At 45.1% G+C, this 12,360-nt stretch carries 9 protein-coding genes; all 9 read right to left on the reverse strand.

The features are described 5' to 3' along the window. Positions 1-91: 91 nt before the first annotated feature. Positions 92-1,165: a BMP family lipoprotein gene (locus ACFQ1X_RS05860; RefSeq protein WP_144837245.1), complete on the reverse strand. Its 1,074-nt coding sequence runs from the start codon at positions 1,163-1,165 to the stop codon at positions 92-94. Between the two features lie 47 nt (positions 1,166-1,212). After that, positions 1,213-1,941 carry a GntR family transcriptional regulator gene (locus ACFQ1X_RS05865; protein WP_144837248.1) on the reverse strand — a complete coding sequence of 243 codons (729 nt, stop codon included), beginning with the start codon at positions 1,939-1,941 and terminating at the stop codon, positions 1,213-1,215. A 179-nt stretch (positions 1,942-2,120) separates the two neighbouring features. Further along, positions 2,121-4,448: an FtsK/SpoIIIE family DNA translocase gene (locus ACFQ1X_RS05870; RefSeq protein ID WP_144837251.1), complete on the reverse strand. Its 2,328-nt coding sequence runs from the start codon at positions 4,446-4,448 to the stop codon at positions 2,121-2,123. Between the two features lie 80 nt (positions 4,449-4,528). Next, positions 4,529-6,196, reverse strand: a complete 1,668-nt coding sequence (locus ACFQ1X_RS05875) for a ribonuclease J (RefSeq protein ID WP_144837254.1) — start codon at positions 6,194-6,196, stop codon at positions 4,529-4,531. 119 nt (positions 6,197-6,315) lie between these two features. Beyond that, the gene (locus ACFQ1X_RS05880) at positions 6,316-7,329 is read right to left on the reverse strand and encodes an aspartate-semialdehyde dehydrogenase (RefSeq protein WP_379082019.1); all 1,014 of its coding nucleotides are present in this window, start codon (positions 7,327-7,329) and stop codon (positions 6,316-6,318) included. Positions 7,330-7,440: 111 nt separating this feature from the next. Next, positions 7,441-8,664: a M16 family metallopeptidase gene (locus ACFQ1X_RS05885; protein WP_144837260.1), complete on the reverse strand. Its 1,224-nt coding sequence runs from the start codon at positions 8,662-8,664 to the stop codon at positions 7,441-7,443. 73 nt (positions 8,665-8,737) lie between these two features. Next, on the reverse strand, positions 8,738-10,849 hold the full coding sequence (pnp, locus tag ACFQ1X_RS05890) for a polyribonucleotide nucleotidyltransferase (RefSeq protein ID WP_144837263.1): 2,112 nt from the start codon (positions 10,847-10,849) through the stop codon (positions 8,738-8,740). A 150-nt stretch (positions 10,850-10,999) separates the two neighbouring features. Next, positions 11,000-11,269, reverse strand: a complete 270-nt coding sequence (gene rpsO / locus ACFQ1X_RS05895; protein WP_084245326.1) for a 30S ribosomal protein S15 — start codon at positions 11,267-11,269, stop codon at positions 11,000-11,002. A 145-nt stretch (positions 11,270-11,414) separates the two neighbouring features. Then, a complete protein-coding gene (locus ACFQ1X_RS05900; protein WP_144837266.1) occupies positions 11,415-12,359 on the reverse strand; it encodes a bifunctional riboflavin kinase/FAD synthetase in 945 nt (314 codons plus the stop codon). Position 12,360: the final 1 nt, after the last annotated feature.

Genomic DNA, 12,360 nt, shown 5'->3' on the forward strand with positions numbered 1-12,360 from the left:
CATCTATTAATTTTATGTAATTTTTTGCGAAAAAAAAATCATAAAGACCGGTAGAACCGGTCTTTATGAGGTTGACCGTGAGAATCGATGATTATTCCACAGTTTCAGGAACTGTAATTTCGCCATCAACGATCTGTTGCTTGTAATCTTCAATTTGAGTCATAACATCTTCCGGAATTGCTCCACGTGAATCAGCAAGGCCAATCCCGTCTTCAGCTAAACCATAAGTTGTTGTTTCTCCGCCAGGAAATTCTCCAGCCAATGTTTTCTCAGCAATTTCGACTACTGCCATTTCTACACCTTTTAGAACAGAAGTCAATGTTACGTTTTCATCACCAATTTGGCCTTCTTCGTATTGATCGGCATCTACACCGATAACCCAAACATCTTCCCCTGCTTCTTTACGTTCTTTAGCTTCAGTGAAAACACCGTTTCCAGTTCCGCCAGCTGCGTGGAAAACAATATCTGCTCCCGTATCGTACATAAGGTTAGCTGTAGTTTTACCTAATTCCGCTTTATCAAAAGCACCTGTGTATTGAACATCGACTTCAATTGATTCATCAACTGCAGCAACACCTGCACGGAATCCAGCTTCGAAGCGTTCAATAACCGGGATTTCCATTCCGCCAACAAAACCGATCTTGTCTGTTTCAGTCATAAGAGCTGCAGCAACGCCTGCAAGAAATGCTCCTTCTTGTTCTTTAAACATAACACTTGCTACGTTTGGCAAATCTACGACTTCATCAATAATCGCAAATTGAGCGTCAGTTTGCTGAGAAGCGATTTCTTCAACAGAACCTTTCATCAAAGCACCGATTCCGTATACTACATCAAAATCACGGCGAACCAGGTTGTTCAGGTTTGTGTTGTAATCTGTATCAGAAGTGGATTGCAAGTAATCGTAGCCGTCTCCTTCTTCAAGACCATTTTCTTCACCAAAACTCTTGATGCCTTCCCAAGCTGATTGGTTGAAAGATTTATCGTCGATACCGCCGACATCTGTAACCATTGCTACAGAGATATCACTTGTTTCTTCAGTAGCTTCTCCTTCTCCGCCGTCACCAGTTGTTGTGTCGGTTGAAGCATCGTCGTCACTGCCGCAAGCAGCAAGCATACCAGCAGCAAGCATTAAAGAAAGACCTAGACCAAATTTACGTTTTGTCAATGTAATAACCCCCAAGGTTTTTTTGATATTAGCAGGAATAGTTTGTTTTACACACGTTTTCGAACTACGTGGAAACTGAATTTATCAGCCCTGAAGTAATTCTTTGAATAAAGCACCACTTGATCGTCTGTATCATAGTGGAGCTGTTTTAATTCCAATAAAGCAGTTTCCGGATCACATTCTAAAATCGGAGACGCATCTTCATGGTATCCGATCGGATCGATGTAAGTCACTGCATAACTGATGTAGGTTTCCCCACTTTCCTCGATTGCCGAGAAAATCGAACTTTCGGCCCTTCCGAGAAAATCATCCGGCATAAAGCTGGATACAACCTTGTCGATGCAATAGACGACAGGTTCCCCGTTCGCTGTCCGGACCCTTTCAATTGTAATTACTGAATCTTCGGGTTTGCAATGTAAGCGTTTTATATCATCTTCAGAAGCCGGGTTCTCGGAGGTGCTCAAATAAATTGAGCCAGGCTCCATTCCCGCATTTCTGATTGTTTCAGAGACGCTGGTCAATTGTTCGATGCCCGATGTAAACAGCGGTTTCGGATTGACGAATGTACCTACCCCGTGGCGCCTGACTATGATATTTTCTTCTTCCAGCAGCCTTAGCGCTTCACGTAAGGTGGCGCGGCTGACTCCAAGTGTTTTTGCGAGTTCGAATTCGGAAGGCAACTTTTCTTTCTCTTTGTATATTCCGGCAGCAATATCCTGCTTCATCCGATCGATCACCTGGAGATACAACGCCCGATGATCCGATTTAATTGTCATACGATTCACCACCAATGACAGAGATCAGACATCTGATGTAAAACATTCCTACTAATCAAAATTACTATAACACTTATTTCCAACGAAATAAATAGTGTTTTGTCGAATTTCGCGAATTTTCCAGCTAAAAGCCTTGAATAATGCACGTAATATGTCACGAAAAATCCTTTTGTCCCTAGTTATTCTTCATGCTTTTGAACTAAAACAGTGCGGGGTTTGCTTCCTTCATATGGTCCCACGACTCCGCGTTGTTCCATCTGATCGATAATTCGGGCTGCACGGGAATAGCCAACACGGAATCTGCGCTGCAGCATAGAAACGGATGCTGTCTGCATTTCGGTTACCAATTGGACAGCATCGTCATAAATTTCATCAGTTTCAGAATCGATGCTCTTTTCTTCAATTTCGGTCGGTATCATATCTTCCTGGTATTGAGCTTTTTGCTGTTCAATGGCAAAGTCCACAATTTTCTCCACTTCACTATCAGACAGGAATGCCCCCTGCACACGCACAGGTTTTGACTGGCCGGCTCCAAGGAACAGCATATCTCCGCGGCCCAGTAATTTTTCCGCTCCGCCCATATCCAGAATCGTGCGGGAATCGATGGCAGATGACACGGCAAAGGCGATTCTTGAGGGTATATTTGCTTTGATGACACCCGTGATGACGTTGACACTCGGACGCTGCGTGGCGATGATCAAATGGATTCCCGCAGCGCGTGCCATTTGCGCCAGGCGGGTGATAGCATCTTCGACTTCATTGGAAGCTACCATCATCAAATCTGCAAGCTCATCCACAATGACCACGATAAACGGTAATTTGGGATGTTTATCTTCATTCTCTTCATTAAATACTCTGACGTATTCATTATAGCCTTCGATATTTCTTGTACCGGTATGAGAAAACAATTCATACCGCCGCTCCATTTCTGAAACGATTTTTTTTAAAGCCTGCGCTGCTTTACGCGGGTCAGTTACGACCGGTGCCAATAAATGCGGGATGCCGTTATAGACATTCAGCTCGACCATTTTCGGATCGATCATCATCATTTTTACTTCATGCGGTTTAGCGCGCATGATGATGCTGGTGATGATGCCGTTGATGCATACCGATTTACCGCTTCCTGTTGACCCTGCTACCAGGAGGTGTGGCATTTTGTTCAATTCGGTCATTACCGCCTGTCCAGTGACATCGCGACCAAGGCCGAACAATAATTTCGACTCCGGTTTATTGTTCTCTGCCGACTCCAGCACTTCACGCAGGCTGACAATCGCCACTTCCGTATTGGGAACTTCGATGCCAATCGCAGATTTTCCGGGAATCGGTGCTTCTATTCGAATATCCCTTGCGGCGAGCGCCAGTGCCAGATCATCATGAAGGCTGACAATTTTGCTGACTTTTACGCCAGTGTCAGGAAGCACTTCGTATTTCGTGACAGCCGGTCCCAGATGTACTTGGGTAACTTTTGCACGAACACCGAAACTTTGGAAGGTTTTCTCCAGTTTTTTCGCATTTTTCTGTATGCCGGAATATTCTCCGCTCTGATCGCTGTGCGGCGGCAGCGTCAGCAAATCTATCGGAGGCAATTGATACTCCTCATTTTCCATTTCTTCGGCAGTAGTCAATAATTGAACATCGCTGTCAGAAACAGTTTCGGTTTCCGGTTTCGCTTCTTTTGGTGTTTCCGGCTGTTTCGGCTTCACATTTTCTGTAAACGCTGAAATGATCGGTTCCTGTGGAGAATCCATATAAACTGTTTCATTGTCATATTCCTCGTTCAGTTCCGGTTCGTTTGCATCGATGAACTTATCGTTGCCTGAATTCCCATCAGCTTCAATCGCTTTTTTCTTTTCCTTCTTCACCGGCTTGGAGAAACGCTTGCCGATGGATTGAAGCAATGGCTGCATGCTTGGAATCTTTTCAGCAATGAAAGGAGCTGCTGTGCGTCCGGTAAGGATGATGGCACCGATCGAAAGAATGATGAGGGCTACAATCCAGGTTCCTGCTGTCTCAAACAGCACATGCAACACCGCATAAAGCATAGCGCCGATCATGCCTCCGCCAATGGCTGTGAATTCGGTCCAGACAGTGCCACTCACTTGGATGGATTTGCTTGTTTCACCCAATACGTTTGAAGAAGTGATTGGCAAAATGGAGCCCGATGCCCAAATAAGATGGCTGATCAGAAAAGCGCCGGTCAATACAAAAATCGTACCAGTAATTGTCCGGATCTGCGGTTTCGGCCAATTTCGCTTGACCATTATATAGATTGCCAATAACACTAAGGCAATGGGAATCAAAAATGCCAGATAACCTGTCAGATATTCCGCAGAATTTTGGAGCATGCGCCCCACTTTGCCCAGCTGAAACGCCATTAAAGCTGCTGTGCCCAGCATCAAAATTCCAATTATTTCAAAGAGGATTGAAGGCACATGCTGAACGTTTTTCTTGTTCGCCTTTGATTTCAAAACTTTTTTCTTTTTCTTTTTCTGTCCACTGCGAGGCATATTTTCCCCTCATTTCCTATGTAATCGAAAAAGGATTTCCCCCGATAGATCGGTATGGAAATCCTTTTACTTGTTCTATCTTAATATTCCATAATAATCGGGATGATCATCGGACGGCGTTTCGTTTGCTGGAATAGATAGGAATTCAACGTGTCACGAATTTCCTGCTTAATATTATTCCATTCAAACGTTTCGCGCGTGACGTATTTCTCCACAACTTTTGTTACCAGTTTTGCCGATTCATCCATCAATTCTTCCGACTCGCGGACATAAACAAATCCGCGGGAAATCATTTCCGGACCGGAAGCAATTTTTTTCTGTTTGCGATTCAAAGTTACAACGACAATAAAAATTCCATCCTGGGAAAGCAATTTACGGTCGCGCAGGACAATATTGCCGACATCACCGATTCCGATGCCATCAATCAGAACATTTCCTGCGGTAACCCGTCCGCTCATGCGAACTTTTCCGGCTTTATATTCAACGATATCCCCTTTATCAGCAATAAAGATCTGGGATTTCTGCAAACCGACCTGCTGTGCCAATTTTGAATGGGCGATCAGCATTTTATATTCACCCTGGATGGGGATGAAATATTTCGGTTTCATCATGTTCAGCATCATTTTCAGATCTTCCTGGCTGCCGTGACCTGATACGTGGACTTTTTTGCTGGATGTCAGGACATTTGCGCCTGCTTTGGCCAATTTATTCATCGTCTGGTACATCGGAACTTCCATGCCTGGTGAAGGTGTGAAAGTAATAAGGACTGTATCCGTTTCTTTGATTCTTACATCTTGATGCTGTTTGCGGACCATCTTATCGAGTGCTTCCAGCGGCTCACCCTGATTGCCTGTAACGATGATGACCACTTCTTCATCACGGTGGTCATCCAGCTCTTTCAAAGAAATAACCGTATCTTCTCCTGCATCTAAATAACCGAGTCGAACTCCCACCTCATAGCTGCTTTCAAGGCTTCTGCCCACCACTGCAACTTTCTTGCCAGTCGCCTGTGCAATATCGAAAACTTGCTGGATGCGGATGAAGTTTGATGAATACAACGACACAAGAATTCTGCCTTCCGCTTTCCGGAATTCTGACTGAAGGTGGTCCTCAATGACAATTTCAGAAGTTGTATATCCAGGACGCTCCGCTTCCGTTGAATCAGATAGCAGCATCAAAACGCCATCTTCTCCCAATTTCGCCATTTTCGCGATATCCGGACGGTAGCTTCCTTTTGCCGATTGATCAAATTTAAACTCACCGGTATGGACAATTGCCCCTTCTGATGTATGGAAGACAATACCAAGCGCATCCGGTATGCTGTGTGTCGTATGGAAGAATGTAACGTGCGTGGTATCAAAATTCATGCGGCTCTTATTCGTTACTTCAAAAAATTTCACTTGTTTCAGTGAACCTTGTTCTTTTACATGTTCTTTTGCAAGCCCGATCGTCAACTTCGAACCATAAACTGGTGCTTGCACTTTTTTCAACAGGTAAGCGATCGAACCGATTGCATCTTCGTGCCCGTGTGTAAGGAAGATCCCTTTTACCCGGTCTTTATTCTCTTCCAGATAAGTGACATCCGGAATCACGATGTCCACTCCGAGCATTTCATCTTCCGGGAACATCAATCCGCTGTCTACAACGAAAAGATCCTGATCGATTTCAATTACGTACATTGCTTTGCCGATTTCACCGACGCCGCCTAACGGTATTACTTTAATAAGTTCATTTTTAATTTTACTCAATTTATTTCCTCCTAAAAAAATTTCCCCGTACACATCCATAAAATCTATTATACGGGAATCGAAGGAAACAGTCCAAAGAAAAAAATAAACCGGCGGGTTCGCCGGTGTATTTTGGGTTATCAGATTATATTTTCTTCGATCAATGCTTCCGCAATCTGCACCGAGTTTAGGGCAGCACCTTTTACGAGGTTGTCGGAAACGACCCATAGATGGAAACCTTGCGGATTGTCCAGATCCAAGCGGACGCGACCGACAAACACATCGTCCAGTCCGGCTGCCATCAATGGCATCGGATAGAGTTGTGCTGACGGATCATCCATCAATGTCACACCTGGTGCAGCAGCGATTGCGTCTTTTATTTCAGCAAGAGTCGGTGCCGCTCCCAGTTCAACATAGACAGATTCCGAATGGCCGGTGACAACCGGCAGACGGACACATGTTGCCGCAACGGAAAGATTGTCGTCATGCATGATTTTCTTCGTTTCGTTGATCATTTTCATTTCTTCGAGAGTATAGCCATTGTCCGCAAAAACATCAATCTGCGGGATGGCATTATAAGCGATCGGGTAATGCTTATCGCCCGATTTCACCGGCAGCATTTTTGCCTGTGCCTTTTTCGCCTCGTCAAAGCCGGCATCCGCCTGCTCTTTTAATTCGTTGATGGCATCGATTCCTGCACCTGACACGGCCTGATAGGTGGAAACCACAACTTTGCTAATGCCGAATTGTTCTTTTAATGGCTGCAGCGCACAGACCATTTGAATGGTCGAGCAATTGGGATTCGAGATAATGCCTTTATGCAAGGAAAGATCGCTTTTATTAACTTCCGGCACAACCAGCGGCACTTCCGGATCCATGCGGAATGCGCTTGTATTATCAATGACGATGGCCCCGCGTTTGACTGCTTCCGGTGCAAATTTTTCAGAAACGCTGCCGCCTGCACTGAACAGCGCGATGTCGATTCCTTCAAATGATTCCGGCATCGCTTCCTGCACAATATATGTTTGTCCTTTAAAATCGATTTCTTTGCCAGCTGAGCGGCTCGAAGACAGGAAACGGATTTCGTTGACAGGAAACTCCCGTTTCTCTAATTGCTCCTTCATTTGCTGTCCAACGGCGCCCGTTGCACCCATGATTGCTACATTATAGGTTTTCACTCGACTCTCTCCTTCAATGATAATTTGGATAATTGTATCATAATTCAACGCACTGACGCACTGAATCGAAAAGCAATACCCTCAAATTTACGAGCTTGCCTCTTTCGAGCGGATGATCGATTGGGCAGGAGGCGTTTTCAAAAGCTCCAATGTGTATTGAACTTTTTCCATCGAAACTTCATCGATTTTCTTCAAAACGTCATCAAAGGTAATAAGCCGTCCCATCAGCAACTCGTGCTTGCCGTTGCGGCTCATGCGTGAGCTGGTGCTTTCCATTCCAAGCAGCAGATTTCCTTTGAACTGTTCTTTTGAATCCTCCACTTCGAGCTGCGTCAGTCCGCCGCTCTGCATATTGCCGATTGACTCCAAAATCTTCTCCTGGAGGTCCGGCAGCTGTTCATTCGATGTACCGCCATAAATCGCCAATGTGCCATGGTCCGAATAGGCGGAATGGTAGGAAAAGATGGAATAGGCGAGCCCATGCTCTTCCCGAATTTCCTGAAACAGCCTGGACGACATCGTTCCGCCCAAAATATTATTCATCACAGCCATATCATAAAGATGTGGATCAGTCATGGAAAGGCCGGGAAATCCGTAGCAGAGATGCCCCTGTTCGATGTCCTTAAATTTTTCTGAAGTGCCTGCAGTAAATTCAGGAGTCACATAAGGTTTAATGGTGCCGCTTTTGGTAAAGCCGCCGAAAAGTTCTTCAATTTTCTCAATCAGCTCGGGGGTTATTTTGCCCGCCACAGAAATGACGGTATTCGATGGAATATAAAAGCGATTCATGAAATCCCGGATTTTATGGGCATCAAACGTCTGAAGCGTTGCTTCGAGGCCAAGAATCGGTGCACCCATTGGATGCTGCGGATACATGACACGCCACAGCTGCTCATGGACATCATCATCAGGCATGTCTTCAGTCATGCTGATTTCTTCGAGCACCACTTGCCGTTCCCGTTCAATTTCCACAGGGTCCATTTGGGAATTGAAAAACATATCTGCCAAAATATCGACTGCAAGGCCCGCGTGATGGTCGACAACTTTTGCGTAATAACAAGTATATTCCTTCGATGTATAGGCATTGATATCGCCTCCGATCCGGTCAAACTCCCTGGCAATATCTTTTGCCGACCTTGTCGGGGTACCTTTGAACAGCATATGCTCGATAAAGTGGGTCATGCCGTTTTCCTGCGGTTCTTCATCGCGCGACCCCACTTTAATGAAAACGCCCACTGCTACAGAACGGAAATACGAAATTTGTTCCGAAACGATTCGAACCCCATTCTGACAAATATAAGTTTCTGCCATTCCTAATTCCCTCCAATAAGAAAAAATTGCCAACTTTCGTTGGCAATTCATTGTTTTTCTTGGTTAGTTTTTCTTAGTTAGCTTTTTCAGCCTCTTCTTTTTCTTCTTTCAATACAATCTTGCGGGAAAGGTTGACGCGTCCCTGACGATCAATCTCAATAACCTTCACTTTCAAAACCTGATCCATTTTCAGCACATCTTCTACATCCTTCGTCCGCTCTTCCTGGATTTCCGAAATGTGGAGAAGACCATCTTTGCCTGGGAATAATTCGACGAATGCACCGAATTTCTCAATGCGTCTCACTTTTCCTTCGTAATATTCTCCGACTTTCGCTTCACGTACGATATTTTCAATCATCGCTTTCGCTTTGGCGTTCATTTCTTCATCGACTGAAGAAATGAAGATGGTGCCGTCCTGCTCTGTATCAATCTTGACGCCGGTTTCATCAATGATCTTATTGATCACTTTTCCACCCGGTCCGATTACATCGCGGATCTTATCGGGATTGATCTTGACCATGATAATCTTCGGTGCGAATTTAGACAATTGTTCCCGTGGTCCGGAAATAGTCGCTAACATCGATTCCAGGATGTGAACACGGCCTATCTTCGCTTGTGTCAACGCCTCTTCAAGAATTGCACGTGACAGTCCCTCGATTTTGATATCCATCTGAAGTGCAGTAATGCCTTCAGAAGTACCGGCTACTTTAAAGTCCATGTCGCCCAGGTAATCTTCCATTCCCTGGATATCCGACAGCACTGTGTAATTGTCGCCTTTTTTCACAAGACCCATTGCAATACCGGCTACCGGCGCTTTCAAAGGAACACCCGCATCCATCATTGCCAGTGTTGAAGCACAAATGCTTGCCTGTGAAGTCGATCCATTCGACTCCAGCACTTCAGCCACCAGGCGGATTGTGTATGGGAAATCTTTTTCGTTAGGAATGACAGCTTCGAGTGCACGTTCACCAAGTGCACCGTGTCCGATTTCCCGGCGGCCAGGGCCACGCAGGAAGCCGGTTTCACCGACTGAGAATAACGGGAAATTGTAATGGTGCATAAATCGTTTTGTATCTTCGATTCCAAGGCCGTCGATGATTTGTACATCACCTAACGCGCCAAGTGTACAAATGCTCATTGCCTGGGTTTGCCCACGTGTGAACAATCCCGATCCGTGCGTCCGTGCCAGAAGTCCGACTTCTGAAGACAATGCACGGATTTCTGAAGGGCCCCGCCCATCCGGACGGATTTTTTCATCCGTAATCAAACGGCGGACTTCTTCTTTAACCATTTTATCCAAAATCTGGCCGGCCTGTTTTTTAACATCCGCATCAGATTCTTCGTACTGTTCCAAAACACGTTTTTTCACTTCATCGATTGCTTCATTGCGTGCCTGCTTTTCATTGATCTGAACAGCCGCATTCAACTCATCTTCGACAGAATCTTTGATTGTCGCAGAAAGTTCAGCATCCAATTCGAATAATTGAATATCCGTCTTGGCTTTTCCGACTTCTGCTGCAATCTCTTCCTGGAAGGCAATCAATTTCTTGATTTCTTCATGGCCAAACATGATCGCTTCCAAAATGATTTCTTCAGAAACTTCCTTAGCTCCTGCTTCAACCATGTTGATGGCGTCTTTTGTTCCTGCTACGATCAAGTTAATGGAGCTTTTTTCCAGTTGATCGTTTGTCGGGTTAATGATGTATTCCCCGTCGATAAGCCCGACGATAACACCGGCAATCGGTCCATCAAATGGGATATCGGAAATCATCAATGACAATGAAGATCCGAACATTGCCGCCATTTCTGATGGACAATCCTGATCCACTGACATAACCATTGATATTACTTGCACTTCGTTACGGAAGCCGTCTGGGAAAAGCGGACGAATCGGGCGGTCGATAAGACGGCTTGTCAATGTCGCTTTCTCCGATGGACGTCCTTCACGCTTGATGAAGCCTCCAGGAATTTTACCTACTGCATAAAGACGCTCTTCATAGTTGACAGTCAACGGGAAGAAGTCCAATGGCTTCGGTGTTTTAGAAGCTGTTGAAGTCGATAGTACCGCTGTATCTCCGTAACGGATCAATGCTGCTCCATTTGCCTGTTTTGCCAATTGGCCGACTTCGACCTGTAATTCACGGCCTGCCCAATCGAATTTGTAAACCTTTTTAGTTTGCTCCATAATCGAGCTCCTCTCTCTTCCAAATGTATAGACAGTTTTATGTATCCATTACTAGTAGTGTATCAAAAAAAGCATTCGCTGTGCGATTGTATGCGGAAAATTTTATCCATAAAGAAAAAGCGGGACGAATCCCGCTTTTACTGATTGCTATTATCGGCGTAGGCCAAGTCTTGCGATTAGTTCGCGGTAACGAGCAACGTCGTTTTCACGAAGATATTTCAACAAGTTACGACGGCGTCCAACCATTTTGAATAGACCACGGCGTGAATGGTGATCTTTTTTGTGAGTACGTAAGTGCTCATTCAGGTTGTTGATGTCTTCTGTAAGAATGGCGATTTGAATTTCTGCAGACCCAGTATCTGTGTCATGCACTTTGTATTCATTGATCAATTCATTTTTACGTTCTTGAGTGATTGCCATACTGTTTCCACCTCCTAATTTCTGATAGCCCCAATTACCGAGCAAACGTTGGTGATTCGGATTGCCAAGCAACGGTTAGTACTTTTCGTACGTATAAATCATAGCACACGGCAATTTGAAAATCAACCGGATGATGTGCCCATGTTCAGGACCGGAAAAACTGGACAGCTTCCTGCTTGTCCCTTTCTATTTGCGCTTTCAATTCATCAATGCCGGAAAATTTCTGTTCGTCACGAATTCGTTTATGCCAATCAACAGTAACCCGCTCCCCATAAATATCCCGATTGAAATCGAAAATATGGACTTCAATCACAAGTTTTTTATGGTCGGGGTTGTTGAAAGTTGGTTTGAAGCCGACGTTGCATACACCATCGTGAATTTCGTCCTGGACATGAAGTCGAACGGCATAAACGCCTCTGCCAGGTACAAACGTGCCAAGATCCGGTTCGACATTGGCGGTCGGGAAACCGATCGTGCGACCCCGCTTGTCTCCATTAATGACGGTCCCCGATACTTTGAACGGCCGACCGGATAATCGGCAAACCTCTTCAACTCTCCCGGATTTCAAATGCTCACGGATTCTGGTGGAACTGATCTTTTGCTGCCCGTCCTCGAGCTTGCCTATTACGCTGACTCCGAACCGGCCATTGCTGAAACTCTTCATCAATTCCATATTGCCTTGCCCTTTTGCCCCGAATGAAAAATCAAATCCGGCGCTGACATGAACCACACCGAGATCTTCAATGAAATGGCTGATGAACTCTTCGGGCTGCAATTGGGCGAAATCGGATGTAAAGCGCACGATAAAACAGACATCGACGCCCATTTCCTTTAAGATATCCATTTTCTGTTGCAGCGGTGTAATGTAGACCATCTCTTCTTTCCTGCCACCAAGCACCAGTGAAGGATGCGGATCAAATGTCATGACCGCTGATTTCGCATCCAGTTGCTGCGCTTTTTCCAGAGCTTCTCCAATTACCTTCTGATGGCCTTTATGCACGCCATCAAAAAAGCCAAGCGCCATCGATAGAGGCCCCAATTGTTCTTCCGGTTTCATATGGTTGGGATAATTCAAATGGACAATCTTCATT

This window comes from Metaplanococcus flavidus (assembly GCF_042675885.1).
Taxonomy (GTDB): Bacteria; Bacillota; Bacilli; order Bacillales_A; family Planococcaceae; genus Planococcus; species Planococcus flavidus.